At 72.7% G+C, this 16,214-nt stretch carries 16 protein-coding genes; 5 read left to right on the forward strand and 11 right to left on the reverse strand.

Going from position 1 to position 16,214, the window contains the following annotated elements; all coding sequences use genetic code 11:
* Positions 1-72 precede the first annotated feature (72 nt).
* The 4 genes from DEJ18_RS15160 to hxlB form a co-directional block, all read right to left on the reverse strand.
* The gene (locus DEJ18_RS15160; RefSeq protein ID WP_258376867.1) at positions 73-1,404 is read right to left on the reverse strand and encodes a sensor histidine kinase; all 1,332 of its coding nucleotides are present in this window, start codon (positions 1,402-1,404) and stop codon (positions 73-75) included.
* Positions 1,397-2,074 (reverse strand): response regulator transcription factor, encoded by a 678-nt coding sequence (locus tag DEJ18_RS15165; protein ID WP_111209949.1) that lies wholly within the window; start codon positions 2,072-2,074, stop codon positions 1,397-1,399. Before DEJ18_RS15165 ends, DEJ18_RS15160 begins: the two co-directional genes overlap by 8 nt.
* Positions 2,075-2,231: 157 nt before the next feature.
* The gene (gene hxlA / locus DEJ18_RS15170; protein WP_111080050.1) at positions 2,232-2,861 is read right to left on the reverse strand and encodes a 3-hexulose-6-phosphate synthase; all 630 of its coding nucleotides are present in this window, start codon (positions 2,859-2,861) and stop codon (positions 2,232-2,234) included.
* 26 nt (positions 2,862-2,887) lie between these two features.
* Positions 2,888-3,460, reverse strand: coding sequence for a 6-phospho-3-hexuloisomerase (gene hxlB / locus DEJ18_RS15175; protein WP_111080051.1), 573 nt, complete (start codon positions 3,458-3,460; stop codon positions 2,888-2,890).
* A gap of 113 nt (positions 3,461-3,573) precedes the next feature.
* Between hxlB and DEJ18_RS15180 the strand changes: the two genes are divergently transcribed.
* The 3 genes from DEJ18_RS15180 to DEJ18_RS15190 all read left to right on the forward strand — a co-directional run bounded on the left by DEJ18_RS15180 (position 3,574) and on the right by DEJ18_RS15190 (position 5,567).
* Positions 3,574-4,512, forward strand: a complete 939-nt coding sequence (locus tag DEJ18_RS15180; RefSeq protein ID WP_258376866.1) for a LuxR C-terminal-related transcriptional regulator — start codon at positions 3,574-3,576, stop codon at positions 4,510-4,512.
* Positions 4,513-4,578: 66 nt separating this feature from the next.
* On the forward strand, positions 4,579-4,890 hold the full coding sequence (locus DEJ18_RS15185) for a transcriptional regulator (protein ID WP_111080130.1): 312 nt from the start codon (positions 4,579-4,581) through the stop codon (positions 4,888-4,890).
* Positions 4,887-5,567 carry a nucleotidyl transferase AbiEii/AbiGii toxin family protein gene (locus tag DEJ18_RS15190; protein WP_181431024.1) on the forward strand — a complete coding sequence of 227 codons (681 nt, stop codon included), beginning with the start codon at positions 4,887-4,889 and terminating at the stop codon, positions 5,565-5,567. Before DEJ18_RS15185 ends, DEJ18_RS15190 begins: the two co-directional genes overlap by 4 nt.
* Here DEJ18_RS15190 and DEJ18_RS15195 read toward each other — a convergent pair.
* Together DEJ18_RS15195 and DEJ18_RS15200 are read right to left on the reverse strand one after the other, a co-directional pair.
* On the reverse strand, positions 5,543-6,229 hold the full coding sequence (locus tag DEJ18_RS15195) for a response regulator (RefSeq protein WP_111080053.1): 687 nt from the start codon (positions 6,227-6,229) through the stop codon (positions 5,543-5,545). The two genes, DEJ18_RS15190 and DEJ18_RS15195, sit on opposite strands and share 25 nt — an antisense overlap.
* On the reverse strand, positions 6,226-8,718 hold the full coding sequence (locus DEJ18_RS15200) for an ATP-binding protein (protein WP_111209947.1): 2,493 nt from the start codon (positions 8,716-8,718) through the stop codon (positions 6,226-6,228). Before DEJ18_RS15200 ends, DEJ18_RS15195 begins: the two co-directional genes overlap by 4 nt.
* Positions 8,719-8,882: 164 nt before the next feature.
* Here DEJ18_RS15200 and DEJ18_RS15205 point away from each other — a divergent pair, with 164 nt between their 5' ends.
* Positions 8,883-9,650, forward strand: a complete 768-nt coding sequence (locus DEJ18_RS15205; protein WP_111209946.1) for an Abi family protein — start codon at positions 8,883-8,885, stop codon at positions 9,648-9,650.
* Positions 9,651-9,660: 10 nt separating this feature from the next.
* Here DEJ18_RS15205 and kdpC read toward each other — a convergent pair whose 3' ends face one another.
* Genes kdpC through DEJ18_RS15225 form a run of 4 tightly spaced genes read right to left on the reverse strand, consistent with a single transcriptional unit; the run spans position 9,661 to position 14,175 of the window.
* Positions 9,661-10,263, reverse strand: coding sequence for a potassium-transporting ATPase subunit KdpC (gene kdpC, locus DEJ18_RS15210; protein WP_111209945.1), 603 nt, complete (start codon positions 10,261-10,263; stop codon positions 9,661-9,663).
* Positions 10,260-12,407: a potassium-transporting ATPase subunit KdpB gene (gene kdpB, locus DEJ18_RS15215; RefSeq protein WP_111209944.1), complete on the reverse strand. Its 2,148-nt coding sequence runs from the start codon at positions 12,405-12,407 to the stop codon at positions 10,260-10,262. Before kdpB ends, kdpC begins: the two co-directional genes overlap by 4 nt.
* On the reverse strand, positions 12,404-14,086 hold the full coding sequence (gene kdpA / locus DEJ18_RS15220) for a potassium-transporting ATPase subunit KdpA (RefSeq protein WP_111209943.1): 1,683 nt from the start codon (positions 14,084-14,086) through the stop codon (positions 12,404-12,406). The genes kdpB and kdpA overlap by 4 nt, the downstream gene beginning before the upstream one ends.
* The gene (locus tag DEJ18_RS15225; RefSeq protein ID WP_017887940.1) at positions 14,086-14,175 is read right to left on the reverse strand and encodes a potassium-transporting ATPase subunit F; all 90 of its coding nucleotides are present in this window, start codon (positions 14,173-14,175) and stop codon (positions 14,086-14,088) included. Before DEJ18_RS15225 ends, kdpA begins: the two co-directional genes overlap by 1 nt.
* Before the next feature lie 406 nt (positions 14,176-14,581).
* Here DEJ18_RS15225 and DEJ18_RS15230 point away from each other — a divergent pair, with 406 nt between their 5' ends.
* Positions 14,582-15,322, forward strand: coding sequence for a hypothetical protein (locus DEJ18_RS15230; RefSeq protein WP_111209942.1), 741 nt, complete (start codon positions 14,582-14,584; stop codon positions 15,320-15,322).
* 35 nt (positions 15,323-15,357) lie between these two features.
* Here DEJ18_RS15230 and DEJ18_RS15235 read toward each other — a convergent pair whose 3' ends face one another.
* On the reverse strand, positions 15,358-16,188 hold the full coding sequence (locus DEJ18_RS15235; protein WP_111209941.1) for a putative RNA methyltransferase: 831 nt from the start codon (positions 16,186-16,188) through the stop codon (positions 15,358-15,360).
* Positions 16,189-16,214: the final 26 nt, after the last annotated feature.

A 16,214-nucleotide genomic window follows, 5' to 3' on the forward strand; every position in this document is an offset into this window, starting at 1 on the left:
GCGGGCACTGAAGCAGACCTGAAGCGACCTGGGGCGACGCCGCAGGGCGGGCGACCGGGCACCGGCCGCGACTCAGTCCCGCAGGAGTGGCAGCCGCACGGTGAACCGCGCTCCCCCGCCGGGCGCGGCCGACACCGCGACGGACCCGCCGTGCCCGCGGACCACGGCGTCGACGATCGCGAGGCCCAGCCCGGAGCCGCCGGCGTCCCGCGCCCGGCCCTCGTCGAGCCGCACGAAGCGCTCGAACACACGGGTCCGGTCGGCCTCCGGGACGCCGTGCCCGTCGTCGTCCACGGTGAGCACCGCATCGCCACCGACGCTCCCGAGCGCGACGGTCACGGCCAGGTCCGCGTGCCGGACGGCGTTGTCCACGAGGTTCCGCACGACCCGTCCGAGCAGCCGCTCGTCGCCGCGGACCCGGGCCGGTGCGACCCCGGACACGTCGACGTGCACGGTCGCCCGCGGCCGCGACGCCTCCGCGAACACGAGGTCGTCGAGGTCGACGGCACGGTCCCGGTCGCGTCCGCGTTCATCCAGGCGGGTGAGCAGGAGCAGCGACTCGACGAGCTCCTGCAGCCGGGCGCCCTCGTCGAGCACGACGTCGGCCAGGTCCCCGGTGTCGGTGACGTCGGGGTGCGCCCGTGCGACCTCGGCGTGCTGGCGGATCGTCGCGAGCGGGGAGCGGAGTTCGTGGGAGGCGTCCGAGACGAACCGCCGCTGCGCCTGCTGGGACGCCTCGAGTCGGCCGAGCATCCGGTTCATGGTCAAGGCGAGCCGGTCGACCTCGTCCCCGGAGCCCGGTTCGTCGACGCGGGCGTGCAGGTTCGTGCCCTCGACATCGTCGACCTCGCGGCGCATCCGGTCGACCGGACGGAGCGCACGACCGACGACGGACCAGGTCACGAGCGACATGAGCGCCACGACGACCGGGACGGCGACGACCAGCAGCACGGTCACGGTCCGCACGGCGGCGTCGGCGTCCTCGAGCGAGGCGCCGACGACGAGGACGCCGCCGGTGCCGTCCGGCAGGTCGACGTCGTCGGCGACGAGCAGCCACCGCTCGCCGTCGTGCCGGTACCGCGACTCCTCGGCGGTGTCGAGGGGCTGGCCGGGGCTGTCGTCGGCGCGGGCCAGCACCTGGCCGTCGTCGTCCTGCAGTTGGGCGAGCACGTCGTCGTCCTCCGCCGCCACCACACCGGCTCCGTCCGCCTCAACCCGGGTGGCGAGGCCGTCGAGCGTCTGCTCGGCCGACGACCGGACGCCGTCGGACAAGGAGCTCCGCAGGACCGCGACGAACGTGACCGCCCCGATGACGAGGGCGACGAGGACGACGAGGGCCGCGCCTCCCGTCGCACGCGCCCGGATGGAACGGGGGCGACGGGACGGACGCGACCGGTCAGCCACCGTCGACGTCGAGGCGGTACCCGGCCCCGCGGACGGTCTCGATGGCGTTCCGGCCGAACGGGCGGTCGACCCTGCGGCGGAGGTGCCCGACGTAGACCTCGACGATGTTCGGGTCCCCCGTGAAGTCGTCGTCCCAGACGTTCGCGATGACGTCCCGCTTCGACAGCACCTGCCCGGGGTGGCGCATGAGGTACTCGAGGACGGTGAACTCCCGGCTCGTCAGGTCGAGCAACGTCTCGCCGCGCCAGACACGACGCTCCGCCGGGTCGAGCCGCAGGTCGCCGGCCTGGAGGACCGTGGGCCGTTCCCGGGATCCGCGCCGGACGAGCGCACGGAGGCGTGCGACGAGCACCGGGAACGAGAACGGTTTCGTCACGTAGTCGTCGGCGCCGGCGTCGAGGGCGTCGACCTGGTCCCACTCGCCGTCCTTCGCGGTGAGCATGAGCACCGGGGTCCAGTCCTGCTCGGCGCGGAGGGTCGCGCAGACCTTCCAGCCGCTCATGCCCGGCATCATCAGGTCGAGGACGATGGCGTCGTACGGGTTCTCGCGGGCGTACCAGAGCCCGTCGACCCCGTCGTGGGCGACGTCGACGGCGAACCCCTCGGCCTGGAGGCCCTTGCGGATGCCGTCGGCGAGCCGCACCTCGTCGTCGACCACCAGCACGCGCATCGTCCGAGCATGGCGGCGCGGCCTGAACCGGCGCTGAAGCCGGCTGGCGGAACGCCCCCGTTCACCCGAGACGAGCCCCCGCGGAACGCAACGTGGGCGGTCCCTCGCAGCGGAGTACCGCTGCGTGGAACCGCCCACATCGCGTGTTGCGGAAGGACTACGCGGCGTCGATCGCGGCGCGGATCTCGGCGGCGGCAGCGCCGACGTCCGAGGCGCTGTAGATCGCGCTGCCGGCGACGGCGACGCGGGCACCCGCGGCCTTGACCGAGGCGACCGAGGACGCCTTCACGCCACCGGCGATCGAGAACGGCACGCCCGAGGCCTTGCCCTCGTCGAGGAGCGTGTCGAACGTGAAGCCCTCCTCGGCCTGCTCGTCGAGGCCGGCGTGCACCTCGACGAACTCGACGCCGAGCTCGGTGACCTCGCGGGCACGGGCGGCCTTGTCCGGGACGCCGATCAGGTCGACGACGATGCCCTTGCCGTGCTTCTCCGCGGCGGCGACGGCCCCCACGATCGTGCTGTCCCCGGCGACGCCGAGCACGGTGACGAGGTCGGCACCTGCCTGGAACGCCATGTCGGCCTCGAGCTCACCGGCGTCCATCGTCTTGAGGTCGGCGAACACGATCTTGTCCGGGTGTGCTTCCTTCATCGCGGTGATCGCGGCGACGCCGGCGCTCTTCACGAGCGGGGTGCCGAGCTCGAGGATGTCGACGTGCGGAGCGGCCTGGGCGGCGAGCTCGAGCGCGGTCTCGGTGGACAGGGTGTCGATGGCGAACTGCAGCTGCATGCTGGTGCTTCCTTCTTCCGTGGGGGTCATTCGAGGTTGGCGTGCCGCGGCCAGAGGTCGTCGGCGGAGTGTCCGCTGCGCTGCCAGAGCGCGTGGAACAGCGCGTCGCCGAGCAGGACGACGCCCTGCTCGAACAGGCTGCCCGCGTACTGCGCCGAGGCGGTGCCGGAGCGGTCGGTCTTCGTCGCGGCCGGCAGCACGAGGGTGACCTCGGCCAGCTCGGCGAGCGGCGACGACGCCGTGGTCGACACGGCGACGACCTGCGCGCCGACGTCCACCGCGGTGCGCGCGGCCTGCACGATGCCGCTGGTGGTGCCCGACCCGCTCGCGGTGAGCAGGACGTCGCCGGCCTCGATCGCGGGGGTCGTCACCTCGCCGACGACGTGGACGTCGAGCCCGAGGTGCATGAGGCGCATCGCGGTCATCCGCAGCGCGAGCCCGGACCGGCCAGCGCCGTGCACGAAGACGCGCTCGGCACCGTCGAGCAGGTCGAGGGCCCGGGCAGCGGGAGCCGGATCGCTCTCCCCGACCGCGTCGACGAGGTCGTCGAGTTCGTGGCTGACGAGGTCGAGCGAGTTGGCGAGCGTCTGTTCGGACATGTCTCGAGCCTGCGCCTGTCAGGTGCAGTGCGCCGCTACCCGACACGGCGGGCGTCCCGTCCGATCGGGTGGGCGGGCGCACCGTGCAGAGCAGGGCGGGTAGGTTCGGCCTGGTGGACGACGAGACGGACCCGGAGACCGGCCGGGAGGCGCGTACCGCCCCCGACGACCAGGTGACGCCCGTCCCGGGGCCGGGTCGGGCCTCCCGTCCGGCGCTCCCTGCACCCGTCGGAGGCACCGTCGGCCACGCGAGCCGCGCTGAGGCGGCGGAACACGCGCGCGTCGTCGCGGACCTGACCGACCGGCACTCGCTCACCCTCGAGTCGGTGCTCGCCGTCCTGCGCTCCCCCCGTGTCGGCGATGCGGCAGCCCGGGCGGAGGCGGTCGAGGTCGCGTCCGCGGCGCTCGTCGACCTCCGGACCTCGAGCGACCGACAGCGGGAGGTCCTGCTCGAGCCGGTGACGGGGGCGTTCTCCCGCCTCCGCGCCGACCTGCGTCCCCTCGTCCGGTTCGGTGACCTCGACGTGCAGTTCGTCGAGCCGCCCGCGACGGGACGGGCACTCCCCGGGGACGTCGCACATGCCGCCCGGGCGATCGTCCGGAACGCGGTGCTCACCCTCGTCGACGAGGGCAGCGCGAGCCGGGTCCGCATCCAGTGGGACTGCGACGGGAGGAACCTGCTCATGCAGTTACGGGACGACGGTGCCGGGACGCATGACGTGCAGGACGACGCCATGCGGCCGATCGCCGAGCGGGTCGGGGTCCTCGACGGACGGATGCAGGTCGACTCGACGCCGGGCTGGGGGTCCGTGCTCGACATCACGATCCCGCTCGACCCCGCCCCCGGATCGGTGTCGAGCCCGGACGAGGCCGACCTGACGCCCCGCGAGGCCGAGGTCCTGCGCCTCGTCGCAACGGGCGTCGGCAACCGCGAGATCGCGGACGGCCTCGGCATCTCCGTCAACACGGCGAAGTACCACGTGGCGAACCTGCTCCGGAAGCTCGGGGCGCGGACCCGGGCGGAGCTCGCGGCGCACGTGCACGCCGGCTGAGGCGGTAGCACCCGGGCGGTGGCGTCCTGCCGACGGCTCTGGCACGATCGGAGCGAGGGAGGTGTGATGAACCCGCGTGTGCTGTTCCAGGACGTCAAGCCGGTCGACGTCGTCGCCTCCCTCGAAGACCTCCACGGCCCGGCAACCGGTCCGCTCGTGCTCCCGCTGGAGGTCTACTGGGGTCCGGAACCGCTGGTCGACCTGGCATCCACCTCGGACGTCGCCAAGGCCTACCAAGCGGTCCTCCGCGAGGGTGACACCAGAACTCAGGCGGCCCTGCTCGATCGGGACCTGCTCGTTCGGACATGGCCGGATCTCCTGCTGCCCGATCGCGTCCGCGCAGCGTGGGAGGCACATTTCCCGGAGTTGACGGCGTGACCGACCTCCGCGCTGCGCAGCGAGAGGTCACCGCGCTCGTCCTGAGGACGGTCGGCGGACAGGGCTTCGTGCTCGCCGGCTCTGGCGCGATCCGCGAACACGGCCTCGTCGACCGGTCGACCCGCGACATCGACCTGTTCACCGACCGGTACGACCGCGAGTTGTTCCGTACCGCAGTCGAGGACGCGGTCGGCGTCCTCTCCGGACACGGCTACCGGGTCGACATCCGACGGCACGACGAGCTGTTCGCGCAGCTCCTGGTGACGTCCGCGCAGGGTGACCGTATGGAGATGGACTTCGGGTACGACTGGCGCGGCCAGGCCCCGGCGGATCTCCCGATCGGACCGGTGCTGGCCGCGGACGACGCCGTCGCAGCCAAGCTCGACGCGCTCTACGGCCGCCTCGAGGTGCGCGACTTCATCGACGTGGACGCGATCCGGGCCTCCGGCAGGTGGACGGACGCCGATCTCCTGCGTCTCGTCGCTGAACGGGACGACGGGTACGACCCAGTCGTCTTCGCACAGCAACTCCGCCTCGTGACCCGCGTCGCGGACGACCGGTTCGCCGAGTACGGCGTCGCTCCGCCGGAGGTCGCCGCCCTCCGGCAGCGCGCGCTCGCCTGGGCCGGCGAGTTGGAGGACGAGACCGGCGGTCAGCCCGCCGGCGCGAACCGGTAGCCCATGCCCGACTCGGTCACGAGGTAGCGCGGGTGCGACGGCTCCGGCTCGAGCTTCCGCCGCAACTGTGCCATGTACAACCGCAGGTACCCCGAGTCGTTGCCGTGCGTCGGACCCCACACCTCGGTGAGGAGCATCTCGCGCGTCAACAGCCGGTCCGGGTTCGTCACGAGGACCTCGAGCAACCGCCACTCGGTCGGGGTCAGGCGGATCGCGGGACCGTCGGGCGCGGTGACCTGCTTGGCGACGAGGTCCACCACGAGGTCGCCGATCCGGATGGTGGGAGCCGCCTCGCCGCCGACGGGTGCCCGGCGTCGGCCGAGCGCCCGGAGCCGCGCGAGCAGCTCGTCCATCTCGAACGGCTTCGTCACGTAGTCGTCGGCCCCGGCGTCGAGGGCGTCCACCTTGTCGCCCGAGTCCGTCCGCCCGGACAGCACGAGCACCGGCACCTGTGACCAGCCACGGATGCCCTCGAGCACCCCGATGCCGTCGAGCCGGGGCATGCCGAGGTCGAGCATGACGATGTCCGGCCGCTCGGTGATGACGGCGTCGATGGCGGCCCGGCCGTCCCGGGCGGTGACCACCTCGTACCCGCGGGCGTTCAGCGTCACGGCGAGCGCACGCACGAGCTGCACGTCGTCGTCCGCGATCAGGACCTTCATCTGCCCACCACTCCCAGGTGCCCCGCGATCGGCAGTCGCACCACGACGGTGAGACCACCACCCGGGGTGTCGTCGACCTCGATCGTGCCGCCCATGCCCTCCGTGAAGCCCCGCGCGAGCGCCAGGCCGAGGCCGAGCCCGGTGTCGTTGTCGGTGTCCCCGAGCCGTTGGAAGGGCTGGAACACGTCCTCGCGCCGGTCCTCGGGGATGCCGGGACCACGGTCGGCGACGCGGAGTTCGACCCCGCCGGCGAAGGCGCTCGCCGCGATCCGGACCCGCTGGCCGTCGGGTGAGTACCGAACGGCGTTCGCGAGCAGGTTCACGACGACGCGCTGCAGGAGCACCGGGTCGGCGAGGACGGGCGGGAGTTCGGCGGGCAGGTCGAGGTCGACGTCCTCCGGACCGAGTTCGAGCTCGTCCAGTGCGGGGGCGACGACCGTGTCGAGCGAGGTCGGCACGGGCGACGCGGCGAGCACCCCGGCCTGCACCCGACTGACGTCGAGCAGGTCGGCCAGCAGGACCGCCAGTTGCCGGAGGCTCTCGTCGGCGGTGGCGAGGAGGGCCTCCCGGTCAGCTTCGCCCAGCCGCACGTCACGCGCACGGAGGGACTGCACGGCGGCCGACGCGGCCGCGATCGGTCGCCGGACGTCGTGGCTGACGGCCGCGAGGATGGCGCTGCGCACCCGGTCGACGGCCGCGATGCGTTCCGCGTCGACGGCGGTGCGGGTGAGCGCGCGGTGTTCGAGGGCCGCGTCGAGCTGCTGCTCGACGACCCGCAGCAACCGGCGCTGGGCCGGGTCGTCGGGCGCACCGGCGAACTCCAGGACGGCGCCGGACGGGAGGGTCGTGGCCGCGTCCGGCGCGTCGCCGAACTCGCCCGACGTGGCCGGGACCTCGTCACCCTGGCGGACGCGGACGCCCGCGTAGCCGAACGCCTCGCGGGTGCGCTCGACGAGGGCCTGGAGGGCGTCGTCACCGCGGAGGACGCTGCCGGCGATCCCGACGAGCAGCCCCGACTCGGCGGCCGCGCGACGGGCGGTGCGGGAGCGGCGGGCGGACCGGTCGACGACGAAGCTGACGAGGACCGCGCTGACGACGTACATGACGAGGGCGACGAGGTGCCACGGCTGCTGGACCGTGACCTGGTGCAGGGGTTGCACGAAGAAGAAGTCGAGGCTCAGCCCGGACAGCACCGCGGCGAACACGGCGGGGAGCATGCCGCCGACGAGGGCGACGACGAGGACGAGCAGCTGGTACGCCAGGACGTCGACGGTGATGGAGTCCGGGTCGTTCCCGAAGGACAGGACCCAGGTCAGGAGCGGCCCGGCGACGAGCGACAGCATGAAGGCGGCGACGATCCGGGAGCGGGACAGGCTGCCACCGAGCTTCGGCAGGGCGAGTCCGCCACCGGCGCGTTCGTGCGTGACGACGTGGACGTCGATGTCCCCGGACTCGCGGATGACCGTGCTGCCGATGCCCGGGCCGGTCAACGCGGCGGCCAGTCGGCTCCGACGGCTGATGCCGATCACGATCTGGGTGGCGTCGACGGAGCGGGCGAACCGGACGAGCGTCGTCGGCACGTCATCGCCGACCACCTGGTGGTAGGTCCCGCCGAGCTGTTCGAGCAGGGCACGCTGCTTGCCGAGGGCACCGGGGTGCCGCTCGCGCAGGCCGTCGTTCGTGGTGACGTGCACGGCGGCGAGCTCGCCACCAGCGGAGCGGGCGGCGATGCGGGCACCGCGGCGGAGCAGGGTCTCGCCCTCCGGGCCCCCGGTCAGGGCGACGAGGACGCGTTCGCGGGTCTCCCACCGGTTCGCGATGCCGTGTTCGGCGCGGTAGCGCTTCAGGGCGTCGTCGACCTCGTCCGCGAGCCAGAGCAGGGCGATCTCGCGGAGGGCGGTGAGGTTGCCGAGACGGAAGTAGTTCGACAGGGCTGCGTCGACACGGGCGGCCGGGTAGACGAGGCCGTCGGACAACCGGTCGCGCAGGGCCTGCGGGGAGAGGTCCACGACCTCGATCTGGTCGGCGGCGCGGACCACGGCGTCGGGGACGGTCTCGCGCTGCACGGTGCCGGTGATCTCGCGGACGACGTCGCCGAGGGACTGCATGTGCTGCACGTTGACGGTCGAGATGACGTCGATGCCCGCGGCCCGCAGCGCCTCGACGTCCTGCCAGCGCTTCTCGTGCGGGCTGCCGGGGGCGTTGGTGTGGGCGAGTTCGTCGACCAGGGCGACCTCGGGGCGGCGGGCGAGGACGGCGTCGAGGTCCATGTCGTCGAGTGCGACCCCGCGGTGCTCGACGGTGCGGCGCGGGACCACCTCGAGCCCGTCGACGAGGGCGGCGGTGGCGGCGCGGCCGTGGGTCTCGACGACGGCGACGACCACGTCCCGACCGTGGTCGGCCATCCGGCGCCCCTCTTCGAGCATCGTGTAGGTCTTGCCGACGCCCGGGGCTGCACCGAGCAGCACCCGCAGCTTGCCTCGCTTCACGTGCTCATCCTCTCCTGCTCGACGTTGACGACACGTCCATCGACTGATATGTTGGACGCAATCGTTCCCGCCAAGGCTCGAGCTCACGCTTCCTCAAACCGGCGGGACTTTTCCGTTCCCGGCTCGCCCCAGGCCTCGACCCTCCGTCGTCCTCAAGGAGCCGCATGCTGCACCACCCACTCGCTGTCTCGAGGTACCGGCACGAGCAGTTCCGACAGGCGCTGCGCGCCCACGACCTTCCCGCCTCCGACGCCGACGTCGACCGCCTGCACGAGTTCGACGGGCAGCTCCGGATCGTGCTGCTCTCCTTGGTCGAGCGGATCGAGCTGGCGCTCCGCGGCCGCCTCGACGAAGCCGGCATCGACAGCGCCGGGCCCTTCTGGCACCTCGATCCGCGCTCGTTCCGGCAGCACGCCCCGCACGGCGTCCTCCGCGCACGCTTCTCGCAAGCGCTGGCGCGGTCGCACGATCCCGATCTGCGCGACCGGTCGCTCGACGAGGTCCCCTTCGCCGTCCTGGCCGAGGAACTCAGCCTCGGCACGCTGTCGCGGACCGCCGGAGCACTGGTCCTGCGAGTCCAGGGCGGGGTGGCACGGTCGTTCCGCACCCCCCAGCCGACCTTCCGCGCCACCGTGCAGCACATCACCCATGTCCGGAACTGCTGCGCCCATCACGCTCAGGTGTGGGGCCGCCCGCTGGGCGTCCCCACACCGCACTACCGGCAGCCGACCGACCTGGTCGAGCGGCTGGCGGGAGCGCCGGTCCGGAGTCCGTACCGCTCGGCAGTGCTCATCGACCACCTCGCCGGGACGACGAGGCGGTCGTGTCCCCGCTCGTACGGGCTGACAGACCTCCTGGCGGCTCACCCGGACCTCCTCGACGGCCTCCGCCATCCGGTCGGGCAGCGTCGGTCGGACGAGGGAGCGGGGTGAGCGGGGCACCTCAGTGCGCCCGCGCCAGGGCCAGGTTCAGCTCGAGCACGTTCACCGCGGGGGCGCCGAGGAACCCGAGCTGGCGGCCGTCGGTGTGCTCGGCCACCAGCGCACGGACGTCCGCCTCGGACAGCCCGCGGGCGGCGGCGACACGGGACACCTGCTGCTCCGCGTACGCCGGGCTGATGTGCGGGTCGAGGCCGGAGCCCGAGGCCGTCAGCGCGTCCGCCGGGACCTCGGACGCGGGCACGCCGTCGGCCGCCGCGATCGCGGCTCGACGGTCCTCGACGGCCTTGGTGAGGTCGGGGTTGGACGGGCCGAGGTTCGACCCCGTGGACGCACCGGCGTCGTACCCGTCCTCGCCTGCGGCGGAGGGGCGGGACTGGAACCAGCGGTCGGCGTCCTCGCCGGCGAAGGACTGCCCGATGAGCGAGGACCCGACGGTCTTCCCCGACGAGTCGGTGATCATCGACCCGTTCGCCTGGGACGAGAAGGCCGCCTGGCCGACGCCCCACACCGCGAGCGGGTAGGCGACGCCGAGGACGACGGTGGACAGCAGGGTGAGGCGCACGGCCACACCACCGGAACGGAGGAAGGAACGAGTGGAAGTCATGACGAGAACCCCGGGATGAGACCGACCACGAGGTCGATCAGTTTGATGCCGATGAATGGGACGATGACGCCGCCGAGCCCGTAGACGAGCAGGTTGCGGCCGAGGATCGACGACGCCGAGCCCGCGCGGTACCCGACGCCACGCAGCGACAGCGGGATGAGCGCCACGATGACGAGCGCGTTGAACACGATGGCCGACAGGATCGCCGACGCCGGACTGTGCAGCCCCATGACGTTGAGGACGCCGAGGCCGGGGAACGCCACCTGGAACATCGCCGGGATGATTGCGAAGTACTTCGCGATGTCGTTGGCGATCGAGAACGTGGTGAGTGCTCCGCGGGTGATGAGGAGCTGCTTGCCGATCCGGACGACGTCGATGAGCTTCGTCGGGTCCGAGTCGAGGTCGACCATGTTGCCGGCCTCCTTCGCCGCGGTCGTCCCGGTGTTCATCGCGACGCCGACGTCCGCCTGCGCCAGGGCGGGGGCGTCGTTCGTGCCGTCGCCGGTCATCGCGACGAGGTTGCCGCCCTCCTGCTCCCGCTTGATGAGCGCGAGCTTGTCCTCCGGGGTGGCCTCGGCGAGGAAGTCGTCGACGCCGGCCTCGGCCGCGATCGCCTTGGCGGTGCGCGGGTTGTCCCCGGTGATCATCACGGTGCGGATGCCCATGCTGCGGAGCTCGGTGAAGCGCTCGGCGAGACCGTCCTTGACGACGTCCTTGAGGTGGACGACGCCGAGCAGTGCGACCTGCCCCGACGGGTCCTTCCGGGCGACGACGAGCGGCGTCCCGCCCTGGTCGGACACGTCGGCGACGGTCGCGTCGACCGCCGCGACGATGCCGGGGTCGGTGGTCCCCGCCCAGGCCATGACCGCGGCAGCGGCACCCTTGCGGACCTCGGTGCCGTCCGGCAGGTCGACGCCCGACATGCGGGTCTGTGCGGTGAACGGCACCTCCACCGCACCGGCCGGGAGGCCCGTCACGGCTCCGGCGGCGAGCGCCAGGTCGACGATCGAGCGCCCCTCTGGCGTGCCGTCGGCAGCGCTGGACAGTGCGGCCGCGGCCGTGAGGTCGACCTCGCTCACGCCCGGCACCGGCACGAACCGGGAGGCCCGACGGTTGCCGTACGTGATCGTGCCGGTCTTGTCGAGCAGCAGCGTGGTGATGTCACCGGCGGCCTCGACCGCGCGGCCGGACATCGCCAGGACGTTGTGCTGCACGAGCCGGTCCATGCCGGCGATGCCGATCGCGGACAGCAACGCACCGATGGTGGTCGGGATGAGGCAGACGAGCAGCGCGACGAGCACCGTGATGCTGACCGTCGAGCCGACGAGCCCGGCGATGGGCTGCAGCGTGAGGCAGACGATCACGAAGACGATCGACAGTGACGCGAGCAGGATGTTCAGCGCGATCTCGTTCGGCGTCTTCTGTCGGGCGGCGCCCTCGACGAGCCGGATCATCCGGTCGATGAAGGTCTCACCCGGGGTCGACGTGATGCGCACCACGATCCGGTCGGACAGCACGCGGGTGCCGCCCGTGACGGCGCTGCGGTCGCCGCCGGACTCGCGGATCACCGGGGCCGACTCGCCCGTGACGGCCGACTCGTCGACCGAGGCGATGCCGTCGACCACGTCACCGTCGCCCGGGATCACCTCACCGGCGACCACGACGACGAGGTCGCCCTTCGCCAGGTCGACGGACGCGACGTCCTCGGTCGGTGCCGAGAGCGCGGCCGGGTCGGCGGACGAGTACCCGACGACGCGGCGGGCGCTGGTCGTCGACCGGGTCTTCCGCAGGGTGTCGGCCTGGGCCTTGCCCCGGCCCTCGGCGACCGACTCCGCCAGGTTGGCGAACAGCACGGTCAGCCACAGCCAGACGGCGATGACGATGGTGAACGACGACGGGACGGGGGCGCCGGAGTCGGTCGCACCTCCCGTCCGGCTGAACGGCTCGACGACGGCGGTGACCGTCGTCAGGGCGGCGCCCACCTCGACGAGGAACATGACCGGGTTCTTCCACATCAGCCGGGGGTCCAGCTTGCGGAACGCGCCCGGGAGGCCCGCCGCCAGTTGGCGGGGTCCGAATGCGGACGAGCGGGTGGCCGGCCGGGGGGCCGGGGTCACCTCCGGTTCGGAGGTCGTGGTGCTCATGACAGTCCTTCTGCGAGCGGCCCCAGTGCGAGCACCGGGAAGTACGTGAGTGCGGTGACGATGACGGCGACGCCACCGAGGAGCGCGACGAACAGCGGCCGGTGCGTGGGCAGGGTGCCCACGGTCGCCGGGACCTTGTCCTGCGCGGCGAGCGACCCGGCGAGCGCCAGGACGAACACCATCGGCACGAAGCGGCCGAGCAGCATCGCGACGCCGAGCGCGGAGTTCATCCACGTCGTGTTCGCGGTGAGGCCACCGAACGCCGAACCGTTGTTGTTGCCGGCGCTGGTGAACGCGTAGAGCAGTTCGGACAGGCCGTGGTTGCCCGGGTTGTAGATGCTCGTGCCGAGCACCTGCTCCCGGACGCCCGGGATCACCAGGGACAGCGCCGTGCCGAGCAGCACGACCGTCGGCGTGACGAGGATGTACAGCGCCGCGAAGGTCATCTCCTTGGCGCGGATCTTCTTGCCGAGGTACTCCGGGGTGCGACCGACGAGCAGGCCGCCGATGAACACCGTGATCACGGCGAGCACGAGCATGCCGTACAGGCCGGAGCCGACGCCGCCGGGGGTGACCTCGCCCAGCATCATGTTGACGAGCGCCATCATCCCGCCGAGCGGGGTGAAGCTGTCGTGCATGGCGTTCACGGCGCCCGTGGACGTCGAGGTCGTCGCCGTGGCGAAGAGCGTCGAGCCGAGGACGCCGAAGCGGACCTCCTTGCCCTCCATCGCCGCCCCGGCCGCCTGTGTGGCCGCACCGCCACCGGCGAGCTCGGCGATCGACATCGCCGACAGGGACACCAGGAAGATGCCGCTCATCACGGAGACGATCGCGAGGCCCTGGCGGGTGTCGCCGACCATCCTGCCGAAGGTGCGGGGCAGCGAGAACGGGATGACGAGCATGAGGAAGACCTCGAACAGGCTCGTCCACGCCTGCGGGTTCTCGAACGGGTGCGCGGAGTTGACGTTGAAGTACCCGCCGCCGTTCGTGCCGAGCTCCTTGATGGCCTCCTGCGAGGCGACGAACCCGTCGGGGATGTGCTGCGTGCCACCGGTGAGCGTCGTGACGTCCGTGCCGGTGCCCCACGACTGGACGACGCCGCCCGCGACGAGCACGAGTGCGGAGACGAAGGCCATCGGCAGGAGCACCCGACCGGTGCCCCGCACGACGTCGACCCAGACGTTGCCGAGCGTGTCCGACTTCCGACGGGCCAGCCCGCGGACCAGGGCGACGGCGACGGACAGTCCGACGGCGGCGGACAGGAAGTTCTGCACCGCCAGGCCGGCCATCTGCACGGTGTACCCGACGGTGACCTCGGGCGAGTACGACTGCCAGTTCGTGTTCGCCACGAACGAGGCCGCGGTGTTGAACGCGAGCGAGGGGCCCACGGCGGGCAGGCCGAGGTCGCCCGGCAGCACCACCTGGATGCGCTGGAGCAGGTAGACGAGCAGCAGCCCGACGACGCTGAACAGCAGCACGCCGCGGAGGTACGCGGCCCACGACTGTTCGGCGTCCGGGTCGACGCCGATCACCCGGTACACCAGGCGTTCACCGCGGCCGTGACGGGTGCTCGTGAAGACGCGCGCCATCCAGTCGCCGAGCGGCCGGTGCGCCACGACGAGGAGCAGCACGAGGAGGGCGACCTGGGCGATGCCGGCCCAGGTCTGCGCGGCGCCCATCAGAACCGCTCGGGGCGCACGAGCGCCCAGACGAGGTACACGACAGCGGCGATGCCGAGGACGGCAGCGGCGATGGTGATGCCGATCACAGCCGCTCCACCCCCTTGGCGATCAGTGCCACGACGCCGAACACGGCGAGGACACCGGCGACGACGAAGACGTCGAACACGTGGGACTCCTGGAGGTAGAGGTGCCCGCGGCAGGTGCCGTGGACCGCACCGGTCGTGGTGCGGTACCGATGCTGGATCCGCGGGTGGGCCTCCCGGCCGGTCCTAACGGTTCCCTGACGGTGCCGTGACCGACACGTGCGCGGCCCTAACGCCCACTCGTCGACCGCGGAGCGGCACCGCTCGACCACCGGCCGCGCCCCGTCGCGGCGCGCGTCCGGTCCGGTGACGACGACGGCGTCGGCGTCGGCGTCGGCGTCGGCGTCGGCGTCGAGGACGGTGGTGGTGCGGACCGGACGGGCAGCTTGCGGGTCCGTACGCTGACCCCATGGGGACCACGTTCTTGTCCGTGACGATCGCCTTCGTCGCCGCCGCCGTCGTCCCGGTGGTCGTGACGTCGGCCATCCGCCGGGGGGACCGGAAGCGGAAGCACCAGCGCGTGCTCGCCGGCGCGGCCCCGGACGCACTGTTCACCGTGCGGCCGAGACGGTGGCAGCGGGTCATCCTGCGGACCATCGGCATCCTGGTCATCGTCCTCGGTGGCGTGCTGCTGCTCGGTGCGGCCTCGACCACCGACGACCCGGACGCGCTGCCGATGGGCATCGCGGGCGGGGTCGGCCTGCTCGGCGGGGTCGCGTTCGTCCTGCTCGCCGGGGCCCTGGCCCGGACGCGGATCGATGCGCTGCCGGACCGGCTGGTCGTCCGGAAGGGCTTCCGGGCGGAACGCGAGGTGCACCACACCGCCATCGCGTCGATCCGCCCCTGGACCGGCCCGTACGGCGGGATCCAGGCGCGGGACGCGAAGGGGACCGTGCTGTTCGACACCGTGTCGATCGCGATCGGCTACCCCGACCTCGAGGCCTGGCTCGCCGAGCGCGCACCCTGGGCATGGGTCGCGTACGCGGGCGCGGGCACCCCGGCACCGAACTGGCCCGCAGCGGGCGCTCCGGCGCAGGGGTGGCCAGCACCGGGTGCCCCGTCCCCGGGGGCTCCCGCCCAGGGCTGGCCGGCACAGCGCGGACCGTCGGAGCCGTGGCCGACACTGGGACCGGACGCCCCGGAGTACTGACGCGCCGGAGTCCTGACGGGCTCGCCGCCCGACGCTCAGCGCGCGGGAGTCCAGGTGCTGACGGTCACCGACGCCGTCACCGTCTCCGGTGCGAACACCGTGTCCGGCGCCACGTGGTGGTGACTCGGCCCCATGTGGACGACATCGTGCACATCCTCCGCGGTCAGCGACATCGTCCACGTCAGGTCCTCGCTCGAGCGCAGTGCGAACGCGGGCGTCAGGCTGTCGTGCAGACGCCGCTCCTTCTCCGGGTCGACGCTGATCGTCGCCGCCGCGAGCTCCGCCAGGTGACCGGCCCGGGGCGTGACGACGACGAGCACGCCCTCCGGGTGCAACACCCGGGCGTACTCGTGCTGGTTGCGGGGCGCGAAGACGTCGAGCACGACGGCTCCGGCACGGTCGACGACCGGGAGGCGCTCGGTCACGTCCCCGACGACGGCACCGACATGCGGGTGGATGCGGGCCGCGCGGCGGACGGCGACGGCCGACAGGTCCAGGGCGACCCCGAGCCTCCCGGCCGGACGACCGGGCGAGGCCGTCCCCTCGAGCGCGTGCGCGAGGTAGGTGCCGGGGCCGGAACCGACGTCGAGGACCACACCCGGTGCGCTCACGTCCGCGACCACGCTCGAGAGCGCCCGCTCGACCGGCGCGTAGTGCCCCCGGCCGAGGAAGCGCAGCCGTGCATCGACCATCTCCGGCGTGTCCGCGGTGAGAGCCCGCCGTCTGGCGGGCAGGAGCGTCAGGTGACCCTGCTTCGCCTCGTCGTACCGGTGCCCGTTCGCGCACCCGGCCTGCCCGGGCGCGGTGCGGGCGAGCGGCTCGCTGCACACCGGGCACGCGAGCACGGAGAGGAGGTCGTCACGCACCGGTCCAGGGTACGGGCGTGCCGGTA

Origin of the sequence: Curtobacterium sp. MCSS17_015 (assembly GCF_003234265.2) — a bacterium.
In the GTDB taxonomy this organism is placed as follows: Bacteria; Actinomycetota; Actinomycetes; order Actinomycetales; family Microbacteriaceae; genus Curtobacterium.

Coding starts and splice junctions, on each gene's coding strand:
- kdpB (WP_111209944.1), bottom strand. CDS start 12,407: ATGAGCACCACGACCTCCGAACCGGAGGTGACCCCGGCCCCCCGGCCG.
- kdpA (WP_111209943.1), bottom strand. CDS start 14,086: ATGGGCGCCGCGCAGACCTGGGCCGGCATCGCCCAGGTCGCCCTCCTC.
- DEJ18_RS15165 (WP_111209949.1), bottom strand. CDS start 2,074: ATGCGCGTGCTGGTGGTCGACGACGAGGTGCGGCTCGCCGACGGCATC.
- DEJ18_RS15230 (WP_111209942.1), top strand. CDS start 14,582: ATGGGGACCACGTTCTTGTCCGTGACGATCGCCTTCGTCGCCGCCGCC.
- hxlB (WP_111080051.1), bottom strand. CDS start 3,460: ATGTCCGAACAGACGCTCGCCAACTCGCTCGACCTCGTCAGCCACGAA.
- DEJ18_RS15185 (WP_111080130.1), top strand. CDS start 4,579: ATGAACCCGCGTGTGCTGTTCCAGGACGTCAAGCCGGTCGACGTCGTC.
- DEJ18_RS15205 (WP_111209946.1), top strand. CDS start 8,883: ATGCTGCACCACCCACTCGCTGTCTCGAGGTACCGGCACGAGCAGTTC.
- DEJ18_RS15195 (WP_111080053.1), bottom strand. CDS start 6,229: ATGAAGGTCCTGATCGCGGACGACGACGTGCAGCTCGTGCGTGCGCTC.
- hxlA (WP_111080050.1), bottom strand. CDS start 2,861: ATGCAGCTGCAGTTCGCCATCGACACCCTGTCCACCGAGACCGCGCTC.
- kdpC (WP_111209945.1), bottom strand. CDS start 10,263: ATGACTTCCACTCGTTCCTTCCTCCGTTCCGGTGGTGTGGCCGTGCGC.